The 20,017-nt window shown below is 62.9% G+C and carries 15 protein-coding genes and 1 riboswitch; of the genes, 7 read left to right on the top strand and 8 right to left on the bottom strand.

Features of this window, described 5'->3' with window-relative positions; all coding sequences use genetic code 11:
* Position 1: 1 nt before the first annotated feature.
* Complete coding sequence (gene mgtA, locus H7688_RS19850; RefSeq protein WP_198424512.1) at positions 2–2,668, bottom strand: magnesium-translocating P-type ATPase; 2,667 nt, start codon at positions 2,666–2,668, stop codon at positions 2–4.
* A gap of 442 nt (positions 2,669–3,110) precedes the next feature.
* Positions 3,111–3,281: riboswitch (M-box (ykoK) riboswitch) on the bottom strand.
* Positions 3,282–3,665: 384 nt separating this feature from the next.
* Here mgtA and H7688_RS19855 point away from each other — a divergent pair.
* From H7688_RS19855 to H7688_RS19880, 6 genes are all read left to right on the top strand, one after another.
* The gene (locus tag H7688_RS19855; RefSeq protein ID WP_183362987.1) at positions 3,666–5,090 is read left to right on the top strand and encodes a PAS domain-containing protein; all 1,425 of its coding nucleotides are present in this window, start codon (positions 3,666–3,668) and stop codon (positions 5,088–5,090) included.
* Positions 5,072–5,494, top strand: coding sequence for a response regulator (locus H7688_RS19860; RefSeq protein WP_183362988.1), 423 nt, complete (start codon positions 5,072–5,074; stop codon positions 5,492–5,494). The genes H7688_RS19855 and H7688_RS19860 overlap by 19 nt, the downstream gene beginning before the upstream one ends.
* A gap of 224 nt (positions 5,495–5,718) precedes the next feature.
* Positions 5,719–6,159: a hypothetical protein gene (locus H7688_RS19865; protein WP_183362989.1), complete on the top strand. Its 441-nt coding sequence runs from the start codon at positions 5,719–5,721 to the stop codon at positions 6,157–6,159.
* A gap of 235 nt (positions 6,160–6,394) precedes the next feature.
* Positions 6,395–7,576, top strand: a complete 1,182-nt coding sequence (locus H7688_RS19870; RefSeq protein ID WP_183362990.1) for a methyl-accepting chemotaxis protein — start codon at positions 6,395–6,397, stop codon at positions 7,574–7,576.
* Between the two features lie 177 nt (positions 7,577–7,753).
* A complete protein-coding gene (locus H7688_RS19875) occupies positions 7,754–8,494 on the top strand; it encodes a nucleotidyltransferase family protein (RefSeq protein WP_183362991.1) in 741 nt (246 codons plus the stop codon).
* Positions 8,491–9,267, top strand: a complete 777-nt coding sequence (locus H7688_RS19880; RefSeq protein ID WP_183362992.1) for a sugar phosphate isomerase/epimerase family protein — start codon at positions 8,491–8,493, stop codon at positions 9,265–9,267. Before H7688_RS19875 ends, H7688_RS19880 begins: the two co-directional genes overlap by 4 nt.
* Positions 9,268–9,308: 41 nt before the next feature.
* On the opposite strand, the gene H7688_RS19885 is transcribed toward H7688_RS19880, so the two are convergent.
* The 7 genes from H7688_RS19885 to H7688_RS19915 all read right to left on the bottom strand — a co-directional run bounded on the left by H7688_RS19885 (position 9,309) and on the right by H7688_RS19915 (position 18,831).
* A complete protein-coding gene (locus H7688_RS19885; RefSeq protein WP_183362993.1) occupies positions 9,309–10,559 on the bottom strand; it encodes a YfdX family protein in 1,251 nt (416 codons plus the stop codon).
* A 148-nt stretch (positions 10,560–10,707) separates the two neighbouring features.
* Complete coding sequence (locus tag H7688_RS19890; protein WP_183362994.1) at positions 10,708–10,971, bottom strand: hypothetical protein; 264 nt, start codon at positions 10,969–10,971, stop codon at positions 10,708–10,710.
* A 105-nt stretch (positions 10,972–11,076) separates the two neighbouring features.
* Positions 11,077–12,495 (bottom strand): DegQ family serine endoprotease, encoded by a 1,419-nt coding sequence (locus H7688_RS19895; protein WP_183362995.1) that lies wholly within the window; start codon positions 12,493–12,495, stop codon positions 11,077–11,079.
* Positions 12,496–12,525: 30 nt separating this feature from the next.
* Entirely contained in the window at positions 12,526–13,947 is a 1,422-nt protein-coding gene (locus H7688_RS19900; RefSeq protein ID WP_183362996.1) for a DegQ family serine endoprotease, read from the bottom strand.
* Between the two features lie 27 nt (positions 13,948–13,974).
* Complete coding sequence (locus H7688_RS19905; protein WP_183362997.1) at positions 13,975–14,382, bottom strand: hypothetical protein; 408 nt, start codon at positions 14,380–14,382, stop codon at positions 13,975–13,977.
* A 403-nt stretch (positions 14,383–14,785) separates the two neighbouring features.
* The gene (locus tag H7688_RS19910) at positions 14,786–16,171 is read right to left on the bottom strand and encodes a sigma-54-dependent transcriptional regulator (protein WP_183362998.1); all 1,386 of its coding nucleotides are present in this window, start codon (positions 16,169–16,171) and stop codon (positions 14,786–14,788) included.
* Positions 16,168–18,831, bottom strand: coding sequence for a PAS domain-containing sensor histidine kinase (locus tag H7688_RS19915; protein WP_183362999.1), 2,664 nt, complete (start codon positions 18,829–18,831; stop codon positions 16,168–16,170). Before H7688_RS19915 ends, H7688_RS19910 begins: the two co-directional genes overlap by 4 nt.
* A gap of 150 nt (positions 18,832–18,981) precedes the next feature.
* Here H7688_RS19915 and H7688_RS19920 point away from each other — a divergent pair, with 150 nt between their 5' ends.
* Complete coding sequence (locus tag H7688_RS19920) at positions 18,982–19,866, top strand: L,D-transpeptidase family protein (RefSeq protein ID WP_183363000.1); 885 nt, start codon at positions 18,982–18,984, stop codon at positions 19,864–19,866.
* The last annotated feature ends 151 nt before the right edge of the window (positions 19,867–20,017 follow it).

Genomic DNA, 20,017 nt, shown 5'->3' on the forward strand with positions numbered 1-20,017 from the left:
GTCAGTCACCTCCAAAGCGGTTGAAGAACCAGGTCTTCACAAAGTGGGTAATGAGCGAGTAGCTGATGAGGAATGCAACGATCCAGACCCAGTATATCGCCGGCAACGGCACCAGGCTGAGCGAGGCGGCAAACGGGGAGTACGGCAGCCAGGCTCCGAGCCCCATGATGGCGAGCGTGGTGAGCGTCATCGGGACCGAGGCGCTGGAGCCGAAGAATGGGATGCGCCGGGTGCGGATGATATGCACGATGAGCGTCTGGGTCAAAAGTGACTCTACGAACCAGCCGGTCTGGAACAGGTGCGCGAGCCCCTCCTTGGTGGCAGCCGTCGCCCCCGGCGCGTTGTAGGCGCTGCAGGCGAAGAAGTACCACATGAGTGCAAAGGTCGCGTAGTCGAAGAGGGAACTGATCGGCCCCACGCAGATCATGAAGCGCTTGATGTTCTCGATGTTCCACTTAAGCGGCTTCGCCACCAGTTCCTCGTCGACCCGGTCGGTCGGGATCCCGGTCTGCGAGAAGTCGTAGAGCAGGTTGTTGGTGAGGATCTGGATCGGGAGCATGGGGAGGAAGGGGAGCAGGTAGCTCGCGCCCAGCACCGAAAACATGTTGCCGAAGTTGGAGGAGGCCCCCATCCTGATGTACTTGACGATATTGGCGAAGACGCGCCGCCCCTCCATGATCCCCTCTTCCAGGACCAGGAGGCTCTTTTCCAGAAGGACGATATCCGCGGTCTCCTTGGCCACGTCGACGCCGGAGTCCACCGAGATCCCCACGTCGGCCGCCTTGAGAGCCGGTGCGTCGTTGATGCCGTCGCCCAGGAAACCGACCACGTGCCCCGAGCCGCGCAGCGAACGGACGATCTGCTCCTTCTGTGCCGGGCTCAGCTTCACGAACACGTCCACGTCCTGGACCACCTGGTCGAACTCGGCGCCCGAGAGCCGGCCCAATTCGGCGCCGGTCAGCATCCGGTCCGCCTTGAGCCCCACGTTGGTGCAGACGCGTTGGGTCACCAGCCCGTTGTCGCCGGTCAGCACCTTGACCCTGACCCCGGCCTGCTGCAAGAGCCCCAGGGCCTCGCTCGCCTGCGCCTTGGGGGGATCGAAGAAGGCCACGAACCCCAAAAGCACCATCTTCGACTCGTCCTCGACGCTGAACGAGGTCTTCTGGCGCGGGAACTCGCGGTAGGCGATGGCCAGGACCCGGAACCCCTCGCGGTTCTCGCGCTCCACCTCTTCGAAGAGGTTGTTGCGGATCATCTCGAAGAGCGGGAAGACCTCCTCGCCGTTTTGGTAGTGGCTGCAGCACTCGTAGATCTCTTCCACGGCCCCCTTGCAGATCAGCACGTGGTCGCCCTCGTAGTCCACCACCACCGACATGCGGCGCCGCTGGAAATCGAAGGGGAGCTCGTCCACCAGGCGGCAGTACTCCACGTTGAGCTCGGTGTGGTCCATGATGGCCCGGTCGATCAGGTTCCTTAAGCCCGTCTGGTAGTAGCTGTTCAGGTAGGCGTAGGTAAGGACGTCCTCGTCGGTGCGCCCGGTGATGTCCACGTACTTCTCCAGGACGACCTTGTCCTGGGTGAGGGTACCGGTCTTGTCGGTGCACAGGATGTCGATCGCCCCGAAGTTCTGGATGGAGGGGAGCCTCTTGATGATCACCTTCTTGGCAGCCATGGTGAGCGCGCCCTTGGCGAGGTTCACCGTGACGATCATCGGGAGCATTTCGGGGGTGAGACCTACGGCGATGGAGAGGCTGAAAAGCAGCGCCTCGAGCCATTCACCCTTGCTGATCCCCACGATGAGGAAGACCGCCGAGGTCATCACCAGCATGAAGCGGATCATGAGCCAGGTAAAGGAGCGGGTCCCCTTGTCGAAGCTGGTCTCCTCGGCGCGCTCGGCAAGCGATGCGGAGATGGAGCCGAACAGGGTGCGCATGCCGGTGTTGATCACCACGGCGCGGGCCGTGCCGCTGTTCACACTGGAGCCCAGGTAGCATGCATTGGGGAGTTCCCAGGCGCTGTGGTCGGTATCGTGCCCCTTTTCGGTGTGCGCGGTTTTCTCGACCGGCATCGACTCGCCGGTGAGCGCGGACTGGCTCACGAAGAAGTCCTTGGCGGACAGGAGCCGCACGTCGGCGGGGATCACCGAGCCGGCGAACAGCAGCACGATGTCGCCGGGAACCACCTCGGAGATGCGCACCTCGACTTCCTTGCCGTCCCTCACCACCAGGGTCCGCGACTGCACCCTCTTTCCCAAGGCTTCCACGGCGCTGCTCGAGCGGCGGTCCAGGATGAAGGAGAGCCCCACCGACAGAAGGATCATCGCTCCGACCACCAGGGCGCTTTTCATATCGCCCATGATCCCGGAGATGGCCGCAATCACCAGGAGCTGGATCACCAGCGGGCTCTTGCTGCGTTCCCAAAGGTCGGCGAGGATCCCGAGCCGCTTGGCATGCGCCAGTTCGTTGGGACCGAACTCGTCCAGGCGCTTTTCTGCCTCCTCGGTGGAAAGGCCTTCCTTGGCCTTGCTGTCGAGATCCTTCAGGGCGTCGCGCACCGAGATCGAGCAGAGCTCGACCAGGCGGCGCTCGCTTTCCCCCTGGGGCACGTTTTTATTCGGGGCCGACGTGCTGGCGGACCGGCCGGTTAGAATGCTGGAAAACATGAACATCTGAAACTCTCCTTCGCAACGGCAACGAACTTACGGGCGACGGCAGTTGCCGGGCGAACCTGCGCAGGCGACTCCGGACGCTGCCGGGGGTCAGGACGCACCGCGACGCAACGGTACCTGACGGACCTGGCGTCCAAGCGGCGCACCCGTCGGGCAGAGGATCTGCGCGCAAGGCTCGAACCGATGGTTAATCTGTACAGAAGGGGAGTTGCTTTTATAGGCAAGAACTCCCTGCATCTCTCGTGTCCCGTTCCGAAAAACGGCGACCGTCAAAGCGTGCAGGAAGAGAGGGGGCTTTGAGGGGGCTACCGCATGAGGAACGGGATGGGTAACGGATATTCGCTACTATGACTGTCCAATGTGTAGAACCACCACCTTTTCTTTTCGACGTAAACGGCAACAAAAAAGGCCGCGGGGGAACCGCGGCCTTGTGCGCCGAAATCCGATTCCCCACTCGTAGTTTTTTCAGCAGTGCACAACGTAGGTCCCACGGGACCAGCTACCTTAAGTAGAGCCTTAAGCCGGCAATACCTGGTCTACCCATTGGCGTCTTTCGACGTTTCCGGGCAGTAGCCTGTGTTTGTGCAAACGCCTCATGCTAACGAGGAACGTTCTCTGCCGGCCGTGCGGCCGACGTTTTGTAAGTACCAGTCCATCTTCAGGAAAATGGAGCAGCACCTGATTGTGTAACAGATTCGGCAGCCGATTGCAAGTTCTTTCATTATGATTTTTCCCCGCTCAACCGCAGCGTTGCCGGCCGAGGTCGGTCCCCGAAAGCGGTTCCCCGGGCGGGGTATCCGCGCCTGACAGGACGATCGGAAAACAGGCCGGGGTCAGATATTCCGGCACCCTCTTCGGTCAGGACGGCAACCGGCGCAGGCATAAAAGCGACAACTCTTGTACTTTAAGGATCATTGCTGTTATAGTGCGGGCTTATCGGCCCGAGCTATCATTTTCTGACACTTCTGCCGTCCACGTGCCTCTCGACGAGATTTCCATGGAAAACCTCTACTCCAGTTCTGACCGATCGATCTCCTGCGGCGAGCTTTACGATCTCTCCCCTGTCCCCCACGTTGTCCTCAACGGTGCTGGCACCGTGGTGCACCTGAACGGCGCTGCGGCGGACCTGCTCGGCAGTGGCGCCACGCCGCCCGAGGCATCCCTGGCAACCTATTTGCCGGAACAGGAGCGCCCCGCCCTCCAGAGCTTCCTCGACAAGATCATGGCGGGGCAATGCGCAGCCTGCACGATCACCCTGCTGCGGGGGGCCGCCGCCCCGATTCCCCTGCGCCTTGCGGGTCGCCAGCTCCCCGATGCTGAGCTTGGCCTGGTGGCGCTGCTCGAGCTTTCCGGCCCGGATTACCATCCCCGCGAGATGCTGGAGCGCGGCATCCTGAAGGTCATCGACGAGCAGACCAACATCGTCATCTGCGTAAAAGATCGCGAGGGACGGGTCAGGTACCTGAACCAGGCGATGTCCCGCTTCCTCGGGAGGAGCCCGGAAGAGGTCCTGGGCAGGTGCGATCTCGAACCGATCGCCGATGCGGAACAGGTGGCGCAAATACGGGCCAACGACCGGCGCATCATGGAAACCGGCAGCACCGAGTGTTTCGAGGAAAGCGGCACCTCGCCCGCCGGTCCCTGGACCTACCTGTTCACCAAATCCCCCTACCTGAACCGGGAGGGGAACGTCGTCGGCATCGTGGGCATCGGGCTCGACATCACCGCCCGCAAGGAAGCCGAAGAGACCCTGAAGCGCTACGCACAGCGCCTCATCGTGGTCGAGGATGACCTGAGAAAGCGGATCGCCATGGAACTCCACGACGACGTCGGCCAGGAGTTGACTGCCCTCACGCTGAACCTCGGCATCATCGACCGCAACAGCGGTCCGGACACCGCACCGGCGCTCCGGGCCACCATGGACGATTCGCGCCAGTTGATCAAGGCCATCCACAGCTCGGTACGCAGCCTCATGGTGTCCCTGCACCCGCCCCAGCTCGAGGAGTATGGGCTCGTCTCGGCGGTACTGACCTACACCAAGCAGTACCAGGAGCGCACCGGTATTGCCGTGACGGTGCAGACGACGCCCGAGTTTCCCAGGCTCGACTCGGGTCGCGAGATCGCCCTGTTCCGCATTGTGCAGGAGGCCTTGAATAACGTGCTCAAGCACGCCAAGGCAACGAGGGTGTCGATCGCCCTGGCCCGGGAAGCCTGCGTGCTGAGACTCAGTATTTCCGACGACGGCAAAGGGATGGCCCTCCGGCCCGGCATTTCCAGGCTCACCGAAACCGGCTGGGGTCTCACCATCATGCGCGAGCGGGCCGAACTGGTGGGGGGGCGCTTCACGATGACCAGTGCACCTGGAGAGGGGTGCACCATAGCCATCGAGTTCGACGAGGTCACATGGCCATCAATATTTTAGTGGTGGACGACCGCGAGATGCTCCGCACCCAGTTGAGCCAGTTCCTGGGTGACTACCCCGAACTCTGCGTGGTTGGCGTAGCCGGGGACGGGGCGGAGGCGGTCGCCCTGGCGGAAGAGCTTCAGCCGGACGTGGTGCTCATGGACGTGTCGATGCCGGGGATGGACGGAATCGAGGCGACCAGGCTGATCACCGAGCGACTCCCCCGGGTGAAGGTTTTGATGCTCACCCTCTACGCCTCGGTGGAGAACCGGGAACGGGCCTTGCGGGCCGGGGCCGCCGGGTATCTCCTCAAGGACAATGTGGTCGAAGAAGTGGTCGAAGCCATCAACACGGTCATCACGGGAGGAACCTTCTTCAGCCCGCGAATCGAGGCAATGGATTCAGGACCTGATCGTTTCTGAATTGAAACGGCAATGCTGTCGTATCCCCCGGCAATCCCCATCCCCTTAGCGCCAGACTCTTCTTATGTTTCCGATCCCCTGCTCCCGGCACCGGCCTTCCCGCTTTCCAGTCAACCTCCGCCTAAGGGCCTATGCCGCCAGCAGTGCTAACACCCTGAAATAGCAGTCTCCCCTCCCCTTTCAGCTCCCGCTCCCTTTTTTCCTGCACGATCCGGTACAATGGAGTGGACGGAACAACCGGAAGTTCACCCGAAACCCGTGAGGACACCGTGCGCAACTACGACTACTTTTCCAACGAAGAGGACGATCCGTGGGCCAGTGTACAGCTCACCAAGGAAGCTATTCGGGCCCGCTCGACCCTCATGATATATACCGTCCTGCTGACGGCCCCCTTTGTCACCCTGGTCGCCTTCGGGGCTCACTTCTGCGGTTTAAAGCCCCACGAGGTGCTGGGGATCTCCTGCTACAAGAGCATGCTCTCGGCCCTTTTCTTCTTCGACACGCTCAGAAACGCAGCTCACGAATGTTTCGACGAGGCAAAGGCCGGCGGGCTGGTAAGCTGCCCCAAAGGGGTCCCGGTCATCGACCCGAGCTACCCGCACCGGCGTCTGGCACGTCTCTCCTTTGCCATCGGCGGGCGCATAACCCGCAGCAGGGACCGCTAGGACCACAACCGACAAAGACCCCCAGAGGGCGAATCCTCATGCGCCCTTATTTGCCCTCCCCGCTCTGTCCCCCCTCTTTCGCCGCTAAAGTCTTACCGCATAAGGGTCGATAAGCCCAGAAACCTGCGCTTGGGCAGGGCAATAACCGAGCAGGCGTCACTGCCCCCCTTGGCAGTGGGATCCGCTCTTTCAGGCAGGATGTGTGGAGGGCCGAGGAACGCCTCGGGCTAGCGACATGGTTTCCTTTCTCATCGACAAGTACTACCGGCTCACCATCAAAAGACGCCTTTTTCTGCTCTGCGTCTGTTATTCCTTCTGCATACTGACGGCCGCCTACGCTGCGCAAAGCAGCAGCTATCTCATCCGCTACGGGACCTTGGTAGTGTCCATCGTCGCCGGCTTTGTCTTCGGCTTTTTGAACATGGTCGGAATAAAGAACTCCATCGAGCGCACCCTTGGTTGCGTCAAGGACCTGGCCGACGGCAACATCGCCAAGCCGATCGTCTCGCGCCGCAACAACGAAATCAGCAAGATCCTCCAGGCGCTGGAGGTGCTGCGCCGGGCAACCCGGGAAAGCGTGACCCACTCGGCAGCGGCCTCGCACGAGGCGGCTCAGGCGAGCCAGCGGCTTTCCAAGGTGGTTGCCAACCTCTCCGAGAACATCCAGTGCCAGTCGGGCCTCATCAGCGAAAGTCATCAGCTCACCCAGGATGTCACCGTCAACCTCGACGTGACCGAGGAGATGTCGGTATCGACCACGGAAACCATCGAGGCGACTCGATCCACCCTCTCCCGGTTCGTCGAAGACCTCAATGACGCGGGAAGCACCATCATAACCGAGGCGGACCGGCAGGTGATTCTGAACCAGCAGACCCAGGAACTCTCTCGCAAGGCAGCCGACATCAGCAACATCTTGAAGATCATCTCCGACATCGCCGACCAGACCAACCTCCTGGCCCTGAACGCCTCCATAGAGGCAGCCCGGGCCGGCGAAGCAGGCCGCGGCTTCGCCGTGGTGGCCGACGAGGTACGTGCCCTGGCGGCAAAGACCCAGAACTCTCTGGTCGAGATCGGAACCGGCGTCAAGGCGGTGGTGCAGGGGGTTGACCAGGTCTGCAGGGACAACGAGAAGAGTGCCGCCGCAATGCGTGAAATCGAAGAAAAAACCCGGCGGCTCATCAGCGATGTCGGGGAGACCGATGCGCGCCTTAGGGGAGCGGTCGAGATCTCCTCCGACCTGGTGCGCAAGAGCACCTTCATCGCCACCCGCACCAAGCAGCTTTTTGGCCTGATGCAGCAGGTCACTGAACTCTCCGAACGAACCGGTGCCGTGGTGGCTGAGGTTGGCGAGGTGTCGGTGAATCTGGCGCAAAAGTCCGGCAACCTTGAGAGCGAACTCGCCAGATACCAGGTCTGACGCTTTCGGGGTGTTCCTTCAGCATCCGTCCACCAAGGGACAGGCCCTGCCAGGCCTGTCCCTTTTCTTTTTGGTCTTCCCTCCAGCCCAGTTCCAGTTCCAGCCCTAGCCAGCTAATATCTGGAGGGGTCCACCTTACCCGTGCTACCATGGAATTATGTCAGGGAGGGTCCAGCTATGCGGACCACAGCAGGGGTAACGAGGGCGTCCGAGATCTTCACGGACCTGGTGCCGCCCGAACAGTGGGCGGTGTACGCCGGGTTCATGGCCGAAGCGGTTAAATCCGACATCCCTTTTGCCGTGGGGGGCGGGTTGGCAATCTCGGCCTATACCGGATGTGCCCGCAACACCAAGGACCTGGATCTCTTCATCCTGGAAAAGGACAGCCAGCACGCGATCCAGATCACCAAAGCGTTGGGTCTCGAGGAATACCTCGAGGTCCCCTACGATCCTACCTGGAGTTATCGCAGTTCGCGGGGCGGGTATATCCTCGACTTCCTCTGGAGGATGTTGAACGGGAGGTCTTCGGTTACCCCGCACTGGTTGAGCGCAGGGTGGGAGCTTGAGGTGCGCGGCGTGAGGTTCAGGCTGCTGCCGGTGGAAGAGCTTATCTGGTCCAAGCTGTACATCGTACGACGTGACCGCAGCGACTGGCCCGACCTGCTGAGCCTGCTGTACCGGCACGGGCCGGAGCTCGATTGGGAGCACCTTCTTGCCGATCTCGAGGCGGATACCTTGGTATTGGGGGGTGTCGTGAATCTCTTTCGTTGGCTCTGCCCGGGAGTGGCCAACCGGTTTCCGGAGTTAGTCTGGGCCCGCCTGGGGCTTACCCCTCCCGAACCCGACGAGCGGCCGATCGACCGCAACCGGGTGGCCTTGTTCAAGGCCGAGCAGCTTTTTTGCGAGGACCAGCCATGAAAATAGGGGCTATGAACCATCCGGCCCTCGATCCCCTCGCGGAGATCAGGGACTTCAAAGCACTGAACCTCGACTTCATCGACCTGACCCTGGAGCCGCCGGGGGCGGGCTGGTGGCAGTGCGACCCGCTGAGAATCCGCGAGGCATTGGCCGAGACCGGTCTGGAAGCGGTCGGGCACACCGCCTACTATCTCCCGCTTGCCCACCCCTTCGAAGAGGTGCGCCGGGGGGTGGTCGAGGCGTTTCGCAACTGCCTTGAGTTCTTCGCCATAGTCGGGGTCAAGTACATGAACGTGCACCCGGACAGCCACACGCCGATGCATGACCGCAGCTTCACCGTTCAGCAGAACCTGAAGAGTCTTAGGGAGATCATCGAGGCGGGAGAGAGGCTGGGGGTGGGGGTCATGGTGGAGAACCTGCCGCGCAACTTCAACACGGCGCACCAGTTGGCGGAGCTGCTCGATCCCCTGCCGCAGCTCGGGTTGCACCTGGACATAGGTCACACCGAGCTCATGCTGGCGAAAAGCAGCGCGGAGGAGATCCTCGAGCGATTCGGCGGACGGCTTAGGCACGTGCACCTGCACGACAACAAGCGAGGTGATGCCGATCTGCATCTCCCCCTGGGCGCTGGGCTCATCGACGTCCCGATGCATCTCGCCGCGCTTAAGAAGGCGGGTTACGACGGCACCATCACCCTCGAGGTCTTCACCCCGGACCGCAGCTTCCTGACCTACAGCGCCAGGAAGTTGCGCGCCATGTGGGACGAATCCTGAATGAAAGGGACAAGCTGCAACGACACTCCCCGAGACCTCGGTTAGATCCGCTGCTGTAAAGCCCGTAACTCCTGCTTGGTTCTCTCGTAGCCCACCTGGGCATTGACATCCCGTTCGCCCGGATTCTCCTGCAGTTTCAGGATGGCACGGCCGATTGCCGCGATCGTTTTCCGGTCCGTGGGACCCGCCAGCGGGGAGTTTTCGGCTTTCTTAACGAGCCGGTAGGCCACACTCAGCTCCTGATCAGCCTTCTCCGGCTCCTGGGTGGTCAGTTGGTAGGTCTCGGCAAAGTCAAGATGCAGGGAAGCTTCGATGAGATCGGAGTCACCCTTGAGTGTCGTCTCCTCCTCGGTTAACCGGGTGGAGAGGTACGCCACGGCGCGCTCCTCCAGCGCCTTGCACTCTTCCCAGAGCCCCTTCAGCTCGGATTCCTCGAGCTTCCCTTTTTCCTCTACCTTCTTCTCGACCCGTGCCACCTGCTGCGTCACCTGCCCGATCTCCGCCCTGCCCTGTTTCTCTTGCACCCCGGCCTGTTCGAGATTCTTCCTGGTATCGGACAGGTGCCTCCCGGCGGTCGAGCGGTTGCCCAAGGCAAGCCAACTGTTCTCCCTCGCCCCGTGCAGAGGAGAAGCCAGGTACGCGTTCACCGTCATAAGTTGTTCCTCGATCCTCGCCAGAACCCGGTCAGCCTTCCGATAATGGTACAGGTTCAGGTAGCTTTGAGCCTGGGCACTCGCCGCCAGGGCGACTGAAAGGGGAGATTCCACATTGACGGTTACCAAGAGCGCTTCCGCACGGGAAAGTTCATCCGCCGCCTTGCCAGATTCCCGGTGTTCCAGCAGTTTCCGGGCCCTTTCCAGATGGATTGCCGCCTTGTCCGTGGGAAGGTATACCGAGATCCGGTGCAGTTCGCTGAACATCTGGGGAAACTCGCCGAGCACCTTTGCAGGTGGGTCGTAGGTGAGATGCAGCCGGGCGATCCGGATACGGTTTTTAAGCGGTCCCGCGGTTAGGTCTTCCGCCACGCTGTTCATCAACCGCCTCGCGGCGGCAAGCTCACGTCCCGCAGCCTGCGGGTTCTGCCGGTAGAGGTAGAGGCGTGCCTGGGCGACCTGGCGGGCTATGATGAGGGTCGTGCGGTCGGCGGTCGATTCAAAGAGGGGCAGCACACTGCGGTACGGTATCCGCCCCGGGTCACGGTTCGCTTGCGCAGCCTCGGCTAAAACCGGCATCGACAACGAAAGGTGACAAAGGACGACTGCTATGCTTGTTCGCACGAAAAATCTGTCCATGATGTCCTCCTCCATGGTTCGGCAGTTCGCAGCGGTTCCCGGTAACTCGAGGAACCCCTTGGTGCCGTAAGGGTTGGGGAGCAAGAACGACAGCAGCCCGAGATGGGCTGCTGTCAGGTTTCTGCCGCACTGTTTCTGCAACTGCCCCTCAATGACCCGGCTTGAGCAGATCGTCCAACTGCGCGTTGACCTCCCTGAGCTTGCCCTGCAGGACCTTCAGGTCCTGTGCCGTGTACACCTTGGTTCCCTTGGCAATTTCACCGTTGAGCCTTGCCATCTTCTGCTGGATGGTGTCCACCTGATCGCTGCAGTTGCGGGAGGCGAGGAGACACTCATCTTTGTTTTGCGCAAGAGCGGGAACACCGCTCAAAACCACTGCTGCCACTGCCAGTACTGTTGCTTTCCGTAACATGGTGCACCTCCTGGTGATCTTTGTTGTGATCGTACATATCTTCTATGTTCATCGCGGCAAAAGCGGCTGTTCGCCCACTCCGGCCCCGTCAACCCTTGTCCAAGTTCAACCAACCGTCACGAAGAATTCCGTCCCTCCCCGGTGTACCAAGAGCAGCACCGGGGTTCCTTTTGCCGCCAGGGCATCGAAGAAGCCTGCCACTCCCCGGACCGGCTTGCGGTTCACCTCCAGGATGATGTCTCCCGGGCGGATCCCTGCGTTGGCGGCCGGGCCGTCCTCGTCGACATCGGTGACAACCACTCCGCGCCCCTTGGGCACCCCGGCGCGCAACTGCCGACGCTGGTCAAGCAGCGCGACCTTGAGCCCCAAGTCCGCCTCCGAAGTAACGGAGGCACGGGCAACCGTCGCCGACGAGGCGTCTTTAAGGGTCACCCGCAGCGGCAGTTCGTTGCCGTCCCTTACCACCGTAATGGCGATCTCCTTCCCCACCGGTGCTTCGGCGACGATGCGAGGCAGGTCGTTCGCCGTGGCCACTGGGTGGCCGTAGCAGGAGATCACCACGTCGCCGGTGTGCAGGCCGGCGGCGCTCGCCGGGCTTTCGGCGACCACCGAGGAGACCAAGGCACCCTTGGCCTCCTTGAGCCCGAGCGACTGGGCGATTTCCGGGGTCACCGTCTGCACCGCGACCCCGAGCCAGCCCCGGGTCACCTTCCCTTTTTCCCTGATCTGGTCGCTCACCGACCTGGCCAGGTTGCTCGGGATGGCGAACCCGATCCCCTGCCCTCCCTGGATGATGGCAGTATTGATCCCGATCACCTCGCCCTGCATGTTGATAAGGGGCCCTCCGCTGTTGCCCGGGTTGATCGGGGCGTCGGTCTGCAGGAAGTTGTCGTAGGGTCCCGAGCCGATCACCCTGCCGGTGGCGCTGATGATCCCCTGGGTCACCGTGTGTTCCAGCCCAAACGGGTTGCCGACCGCCAACACCCAGTCCCCCACCCGCATCTTGTCCGAATCCCCCAGGGGGAGTACTGGGAGGTTCTTGAAGGGGGAAGATATCTTGATCAGGGCGAGATCCGTCTTGGTGTCCCGCCCCACCACGCGTGCCTTGAACTCCCTGCCGTCCGAGAGCTTCACCTTGATGTCGTCTGCCTTGTCGACCACGTGGTTGTTGGTGACGATGTAACCGTCACGGTCGATGATGAAGCCCGAGCCGAGGCTCTGCTGCTTCACGGCCCGGTCCGGGATGTCGTGGAAGAAGTTGCCGAAGAACTCGCCCATCCCCTGATCCCCTCCGTCCTGGCCGAAGAAGTTACGGAAGGGATCGCCGGGGACCCTGACGGTGCTCGTGCTGCTGATGTTGACCACCGCGGGCTGCACCTTCTGGGCGAGTTCCGAAAAGGAGCGCGGAAAGGCGAGCACCGCTGCCGGCTCGGGTCTCTTGCACCCGGAGACGAGCGTCGCGAGCAAAACCAGCAGCGCGACGCCGCTCCTTTTCACCAGTCTTTTTACGCCTGTGCGGTACATGGTTTCACCTCGTCTGCCGACTTAAGAGCTCTACGGAAGGGTAAAGGCGACAAACAGGGATGCCTCTTTCCTCTTCAGCAGGAGTCGCACCGTGCTCCCCTTCTTAAGGTGTGCCATCGCGGCATCGTACTCCTGCACCGTGGTGACCTTCTTCTCGTTCACCTGGCGGATCAGGTCGTTCACCCGGATTCCCGCCGCCTGCGCTGTACTCTCCGGGGCCACCGAGGTGACGACCACTCCCGCTTGATAGGGAATCCCGGCGCTCTCCGCGTACTCGGGGGTCAGGTCCTGAACCGCCAGTCCGCCGCTCGAGGTACCGGCCTCGGTGGAGGGAGTACCCCCCTCGGCCGGCAGCCGTGCGAGGGTGACGCTCTTCGCGGTTTTCTTGCCGTCCCGTAACAGCTTGAGCTGCACGGTCTTGCCAACCGCCGTACCCGCCACCAGGCGAGGGAGTTCGGTCATGTCGCGCACCGCCTTGCCGTCGAACTCGAGGATGATGTCCCCGGCCCGAAGCCCCGCCTTCTCCGCAGGACTGCCGGGCACCACCTCGGCAACCAGGGCACCCCTCGCCTCGTCAAGACCGAAGGAGTTCGCCAGGTCATCGGTAACGGTCTGCACGTTCACCCCAAGATAGCCCCGGGTCACCTTCTTACCCTGCTGCAACTGGGGGAGTATCGACTTCACCAGGTCGATCGGGATGGCGAAACCGATTCCCTGGCCGGAGGCGATGATGGCGGTGTTGATGCCGATCACCTCACCCCTGCCATCGATCAGCGGCCCTCCGGAGTTCCCGGGGTTGATGGAGGCGTCGGTCTGCAGGAAGTCGTCGTAGGGGCCGCTGCCGATCACCCTCCCCTTGGCGCTGATGATCCCCGCGGTGACGGTGCGCTCCAGGCCGAAGGGGTTGCCGATGGCCATCACCCACTCTCCGACCCGGGTCTGGTCGCTGTCCCCCAAGGGCGCCGCATGCAGGGGCCCCTTGGCCTCAATTTTCAGCACCGCTACGTCGAGTTTGTCGTCGGTTCCCAGCACCTTGGCCTTGTAGTGGTGATGGTCGGAGAGCCGCACGGTGATCTCGTCGGCATCGGCTATCACATGGTAGTTGGTGAGGATCTCGCCACCGGCGCTGATGATCACCCCCGAGCCGAGGCTCTCCTGCGGCTGGGAGTGCTCGGGTATGCCGCGGTAGAAACGGTCGAAGAAATCCTCGAAGGGGTCCCGCCCCTGCCGGTTCGGCTGATGCGGGAACTGCGGCAGGTGCGCCTTGGCGCTCTTCCTGCTGCTGATATTCACCACCGCCGGGGTGAGATCCTCAGCGAGCTTCGCGAAGTTGGGGGTCTGGCCGGCCACGTGCCGCACCGGGGTTACCGCTGCCAGCGCCGCAGTAGCGGCACTAAGCGACAGCGCCAAAACGGCTGCAGCCAAACGTTTCCAGTAATGTCTCGGGTTCATGGTTCATCTCCACCTGCTACGGTCAGGTTATTTTTTCTGGTTGAGGCGAAAGATCTTCTCGGACTTTTTCGCCGCCTTTTCCGCCTCCAGTGCCGCCTGTTTGGCGTCGCGTGCCGCAGCCTCGCTCTTGCCGGCGTCGCTGCGCGCTGCCTGCGCTTCCGTTTCGGCTTTTTTGGCCAGCTCTAGCGCCCGGTTCGCCGTCTCCTTGGCGTCTTGCAGCGCCGCCCGGTCCGCCGGGGACATGCCGGTCGCCTGGACCTGGGCAAGTTTCGCCTCATCGGAGGCGAGCCGGTTCTCCAGGGCTCCCACCTTCCCTTCCAGGGTGTTCATCCGGTTCGCCAGCGGATCCACCTGGTCCTTGACGTAGCGGTCGGTTGCACAACCCGACACCAGCAGCACACACCCGAGAAACCCGAACATCGTCATCCTTTTCATGATCCTTACCTCCTCCTTGAAAGTGGCCCCGGCAAAAAACGGAGGCCTCGTCTGGCAACTGGCCCGGGCGCCTCCCGAGGAGAGACTGCCTCCCCCCTCTTAGGGGCCGGTACCTGGTCGAGTCACGGTCAAAAGATCAAACGAGCGGCCCTGGCGTCGGAGGGCGCTGCGCCGCCGACGCCAGGTGCCGGGAGAGCCGGAAAGCTCTGCCGGACCAAAGGGTGGGACGCCTGCTCATGACTCCTCTAGAGCACAGGGCGTGCCTAAGCGTGTTTCTTCGAGGTTACAGGAAGTTAGCCGGAGAGACCCGGCGCAAGGGAGGTGGGCAGTCGTGATAGTGGTATCGAAAATGGATAGCGGTGATCGATAGTGGGGGACCGGTTGGGGGGGAACGCCCCCCAACTCAGTCTTCGGCGCTCGCCAGGCCGTACTTTTCCAGTTTGCGGCGGAAGGTGTAGTAGTTCATCCCGAGCATGGCCGAGGTCTTCATCCGCTTCCCCCCGCAAAAGCGCAGCGCCTGTTCCAGGGTCCAGCGCTCCAGGGTTTCCATGGTGCAGGGGAAGGGGGGCGGCAGCGGGGCCTCACCGGCACCCAGAGGTTGCGTCGGGGTCGGGGGAGCATCGATGAGCGCTGCGACGTCGGCGGACCGGATCACCCCCTCGGTCTCCAGGGCGACGCGCCGCACCAGGCTCTTCAGCTGGCGGATGTTCCCGGGCCAGGGGAGTGTGGTAAGCAGGGCCTGGGCTCCCTCGTCGACCAGCGGGACCGGTATCCCCAGTTCCTCGCAACTCTCCCGCAGAAAGCGCAGCGCCAGGGGGAGGACCGCCTCCGGGGTGGAGCGCAGCGACGGTATGGCGATGACGGTGTCCGCCAGGCGGAAGTAGAGGTCCTGCCGGAAGCGGCCGGCGGCGGCCTCGTCCTTGAGGTTCAGGTTGCTGGCCGCGATAATCCGGACATCGACCTTCTTCTCCTCGGCGGCGCCGACCGGGGTGAAGCGTTTTTCCTCGACGAAGCGCAAAAGCTTGGCCTGCAGCTCCAGGGGGGCCGACTCGATGTCGTCGAGAAAGAGGGTCCCGCCGTCGGCACGCTCCGCGAGGCCGGTCCGGGTGCGCTCCGCACCGGTGAAGGCACCCTTGAGGTGGCCAAAAAGCTCGCTCTCCACCAGGGTCACCGGCAGGGCCCCCATCTGAACCAGGACGAACGGCGCCTCCCGGCGCGCCCCGAGCGAATGGATCAGCGAGGCAAGCCGGGATTTCCCCGTGCCGGTCTCCCCCTGCAAGAGGACGTTATAGGAGCTGCGGGCCACCCGGGTCACCTGCTCGGCCAGGGAGCGCTGCGCCGGCACTCCGCCGAGCTGCTCCCAGAGGCTCGCGCGCAGTTCGCCGGAGAGCCCTTCGATCTGGCGCCGCTGCAAAATGGGGAGAGCCACCCTGGCAAGGGTCGCCAGGAGCTGGTCGGTATCGGCCGGCTTGCGCACGAAGGCACCGATGCCGAGCTCGATAGCCTTCATGAGATAGCCGGTCTCGGTGAAGGCGGTGCAGAGCACCACGGGGGTGGCCGGGGAGAGTTCCTTGAGCCGGGTCGCCAGTTCGAGCCCGTCCATGATCGGCATGCGGATGTCGCTCAATACCAGGTCCGGCTCCTTTAACGAAAACTGGGCCAGTGCTTCGGCCCCGTTGGCGGCTTCGAGGACCTCCCGGCAGTACAGGGAGAGAAAGGCCGCGGTCTCCTGCCGGAGCTCGGCTTCGTCATCCACCAGCAAAACGGTGAGTTTCTTCAGATCGGTCATGGTAGTTTTCCTGTCGTGAGTTCGATCCGGAAGGTGGTCGCCGCGCCGTCACGCACAAAGCTCAAGCTCCCTCCCATGCTCTCCTCGATGATCATCCTGGAGAGGTAGAGCCCTATCCCGCTCCCCCCCCTTTCCTTTTTCGTGGTGAAGTGCGGGGTAAAGAGTTTGGCCTCGGCCTCCTCGGAGACGCCGCAGCCGTTGTCGCTCACCTCGATGCAGACCTGCCCCGGCTGCGGGCTGGTCACGCTCACCTCGATGATCCCTCGTTCCCGACCGCCGGCCTCGCGGCGGCGCTCCAGGATGGCGTCGCGGGCGTTCCCCAGCAGGTTGAGGATGACCTGCTGGAACTCGCCGGGCACCCCCTGCACCAGGAGCTGCTCCTCCCCCCCCGCCGCCAGGCGTGATTCGATGGCGTGGTGGGCGAACTGGGCCTCCAAAAGCGTCAGCGACTCCTCGATGCAGCGTGCGGGGGAGAAGGGGATCCGCTCTTTGTCAGGACTGTAGAAGTCCCGGAACTTCTCGATGGTATCCGACATGTAGTGCACCTGGCGCATGGCGTTCGCCTTGAACTCGTCCAGGTACTCCGGGGTGAGTCCCTTGAGGGTGCCCAGGGCGTGGGTGCGCTGGACGATCATCCCCAGGGTGGCCAGGGGCTGCCGCCACTGGTGGGCGATGGCGCTGATCAGGTCCCGCATGGCGATGATGCGGGCCTGGTACGCCTGCTTGCGCTCGGTGATGTCTCGGCAGATGCTCAGTACCACCGGGCGCTCCCCGAGCTGAATCAGGCGCGCGCTCGCTTCGGTCGGCACCAGGGACCCGTCCTTGCACCGGTGCACCGTCTCGTAGGTGAGGGACATTTGCTCCAGCAACCGGTCCCGCCGTTGTTCCCCTTCCGGCTCCACCTCCCCGAGGTCCATTCCTGTCAGCTCCTGCTGTGCGTACCCCAGCCGTTCCACGGCGAGCGGGTTGGCCTCGAGGATCCGACCGCCAGTATCGGTGATGAACATGGCGTCGTTGGCGCTATCAAAGAGCAGGCGGTACTTCTCCTCGCTTTCTCTCAAGAGCAGCGCCTGACGCTCCAGGGTCTCGTTGGCGCTCCGGATCTTGAGGAACTGGTTCTGGAGCGATTCGGCCATATCCCTGAAGTTGGCGACCAGGTAGTTCCCCTCAGAGACGCTGGTCTTGGGCCAGTCCACAGTCGCGCCAGAGGCAAGCCGCGCCGGCAAGGCCCGGGTCACCTCGAGCAGCCGCTCCAGATCGACCATCATGCGGCGGCTGAGAACCTCGGCCAGGCCAAGCGACACCACGAGCACCACCACCAAGAGGGTGAACTTGTCCGTGTAGGTGGCGTAGAGCACCTTCTGGAAGGGGGCAACCGGCTGCTCGAGGGTCAGGCTCCACTCGGCGAGGTCTCCCACCACGATCTTCGAGAGGTAGCGCGACGCCGTGGCGCCAGCTGCCCCGGACCCGCTCCCTGGGAACCGCAGGACGCCGGCAGGAGGGAGGGGCGCCCCCCCCTCTTCGGGGCGGTTGGTCATAATGACCCTGCCGTGCCTGTCGGAGAGGGTGTAGAGCTTTCCGGTGTGCTCGGTGAACTTGTCGAGCAGTCCCCGGGTCTGCTTAAGGCTCAGCACACCGCAGACGTAGCCGGAAAATCTCTTCCGGTCAAGTACCGGGGCAAGCAGGGCAACCCGCGGCCGGGGGGTCCCGTCCCAGATGAAGGAAACTTCCGAAAGCATCGGTGTCAGGGTCTGCCTCAACTGCGGCAAGTAGCGACGGTCGGCGAGGTTCAGGCCGACGTCGGTGGATTCCCCAGGGCCGGGGGGAGGATAGAAAGCGACCACCTCTCCCGCCGGGTCCATCAAGGCGATCTGCCTGAAGTTGCCATCGGACCTGGTGGCGAGCGCCAGGTAGGCCTGCGCCTCCCGGGAAGGCCTGCCGTTGAGCGTCTGCGCCAGCACGGTGAGGCTCAGCTTGCGGTTCAGGGCCCAGGTTTCCATCAGTTTCTCGATGCGCTGGGTATCCTGGTCCAAGGAGGTCTTGATAGCGCGCTCGGTTTCCCGGAAATCGGTTCTGCTGCTCAGCACCAGGATGACGAGGCTCGGAAAGAGCACGAAGAGCGAGAAGAGGTTATGGACGATCTCACGATACGAGAGGGTGACGCTCCGGCTGTACACGGCCCACCCCATGAAGATCATCCGGGCGACGAGGGCATTGGTGATCCCGTTCAGCGTCAGGGTGGCCAGGCTCATCGAGGTGCTTCCCTGGGGGAGTTTGAGCACCAGGTGGAACAGCAGGTAGCTCGCCGGGATGCCGAGGCAGAGCCAGTAGAGGGCGTCGGCCAGAACCATCGCCAGGTTGCGGCGCAGCACCAGGAACCCGACCACGGCCACTTCGGCCACCAGGATGGGGAGCATCCAGAGGGTCCCGTAGTTGAGGGAGGCGACCGCCCCGGCCACCAGGGCTGCCGCCACCCCGCCCCGCATCCCGAGCACCTGCAGGGCGAGCAGGGTGAAGATCGACCCGAACAGGAACCGGATGTCGAGGAAAAAGGTGAAGGCGAAATGGCTGCCGGCAAGGGCGGGGGCAACCAGCACCGCGAACAGCAACCGTTTCTGGGAAGTGGAGAACGACGCGGCAGCAGATGACGAAGCAGGCATGGTAATCCCTACATCATAGAGACGCGAGTAGTACCGGAAACGCTTCCGGTGTACCGTCGCCTGCAGGACAGAGGACTTGCACTCCTCCCCAGGCGGTGTACATAATTAGACCTGATTCTACCTCATTTTTCATGTGAATGCAGGATACCCATGCGCACTGCCACATTAACCCATTTTTTAAGCCTCTCCCTGCTTCTCGGCCCGGTTGTCCAGGTTCCCCCGCCGCTTTGGGCGGCCGAGGTGTCCTTTCACGAAGGGTTCGGCGGCAGCCTCGGGTCGACAACGACCGCGGTCGACGATTCACTCCTGGAGATCGCCCGTGCCCATGACCTGGGTTACAACGAGATCACGGCAGCCAATCCGGAGGTCGACCCGTTCCTCCCGGACCCGGGAACCCGGGTCACGCTCCCCACGGCATGGCTCCTCCCCGAGGTCTCCGGGGATCCGGGCATCGTGGTCAACATTGCGGACCTGCGCCTGTACCATTTCCCCAAGCACCGGAATAAAGCCGTTTCCACCTATCCCATCGGCATCGGCGACGAGGGGTGGGACACCCCGCTGGGGAGTTACCGCATCATCGAGAAGATCGAGCATCCGGCATGGCACGTTCCTGCCTCGATACGTGCGCAGAAACCAGAATTGCCGGCCGTTGTTCTGCCTGGACCGGACAACCCGCTGGGGAGCCACGCCTTGCGGCTTTCCCTGGAAAGCGTCCTGATTCACGGCACCGACCGCCCCTTCGGCATCGGGATGCGGGTGAGCCACGGCTGTATCCACCTCTACCCCGAGGATATCGTCAAACTCTATGGAAGCGTTCCGGTCGGGACCCGGGTTACCATCGTGAACCAACCCGTCAAGGCGTCGCTGGTGGGGAATCGGGTTCTCGTGGAGGCCCACGAAACCGAAGGAAAAAACCTCGAGCAGGAGGCGTGGCAATTGTTGGAGAAAAAGGGGCTGGCGGGCAAGGTAGACCCTGGAAAGCTTGAGGCGGTGCTGCAGTCGCATGCGGGGATCGTCACCGACGTGACGAAATAGCGGCCGAGCCGCCAGGAGGCCCAACTGAGAGTGACACCAGGCTTGGGCTAAGCGGCATAGGGCGCGCGGATCACTGCGGGAGACTCGGGCGGGCTAACGGAACGACCCGCCTCCGCTGCGCGGTGCGTTGCCAAAACATGACAGCACGGGG

This window comes from Geomonas limicola, assembly GCF_014193675.1.
Taxonomy (GTDB): Bacteria; Desulfobacterota; Desulfuromonadia; order Geobacterales; family Geobacteraceae; genus Geomonas; species Geomonas limicola.

What these genes read in the sequence shown, in the direction of transcription:
- mgtA (WP_198424512.1), bottom strand. Translation starts at nt 2,668, where the DNA reads ATGTTCATGTTTTCCAGCATTCTAACCGGCCGGTCCGCCAGCACGTCG.
- H7688_RS19855 (WP_183362987.1), top strand. Translation starts at nt 3,666, where the DNA reads ATGGAAAACCTCTACTCCAGTTCTGACCGATCGATCTCCTGCGGCGAG.
- H7688_RS19860 (WP_183362988.1), top strand. Translation starts at nt 5,072, where the DNA reads ATGGCCATCAATATTTTAGTGGTGGACGACCGCGAGATGCTCCGCACC.
- H7688_RS19870 (WP_183362990.1), top strand. Translation starts at nt 6,395, where the DNA reads ATGGTTTCCTTTCTCATCGACAAGTACTACCGGCTCACCATCAAAAGA.
- H7688_RS19875 (WP_183362991.1), top strand. Translation starts at nt 7,754, where the DNA reads ATGCGGACCACAGCAGGGGTAACGAGGGCGTCCGAGATCTTCACGGAC.
- H7688_RS19880 (WP_183362992.1), top strand. Translation starts at nt 8,491, where the DNA reads ATGAAAATAGGGGCTATGAACCATCCGGCCCTCGATCCCCTCGCGGAG.
- H7688_RS19885 (WP_183362993.1), bottom strand. Translation starts at nt 10,559, where the DNA reads ATGGACAGATTTTTCGTGCGAACAAGCATAGCAGTCGTCCTTTGTCAC.
- H7688_RS19890 (WP_183362994.1), bottom strand. Translation starts at nt 10,971, where the DNA reads ATGTTACGGAAAGCAACAGTACTGGCAGTGGCAGCAGTGGTTTTGAGC.
- H7688_RS19895 (WP_183362995.1), bottom strand. Translation starts at nt 12,495, where the DNA reads ATGTACCGCACAGGCGTAAAAAGACTGGTGAAAAGGAGCGGCGTCGCG.
- H7688_RS19900 (WP_183362996.1), bottom strand. Translation starts at nt 13,947, where the DNA reads ATGAACCCGAGACATTACTGGAAACGTTTGGCTGCAGCCGTTTTGGCG.
- H7688_RS19905 (WP_183362997.1), bottom strand. Translation starts at nt 14,382, where the DNA reads ATGAAAAGGATGACGATGTTCGGGTTTCTCGGGTGTGTGCTGCTGGTG.
- H7688_RS19910 (WP_183362998.1), bottom strand. Translation starts at nt 16,171, where the DNA reads ATGACCGATCTGAAGAAACTCACCGTTTTGCTGGTGGATGACGAAGCC.
- H7688_RS19915 (WP_183362999.1), bottom strand. Translation starts at nt 18,831, where the DNA reads ATGCCTGCTTCGTCATCTGCTGCCGCGTCGTTCTCCACTTCCCAGAAA.
- H7688_RS19920 (WP_183363000.1), top strand. Translation starts at nt 18,982, where the DNA reads ATGCGCACTGCCACATTAACCCATTTTTTAAGCCTCTCCCTGCTTCTC.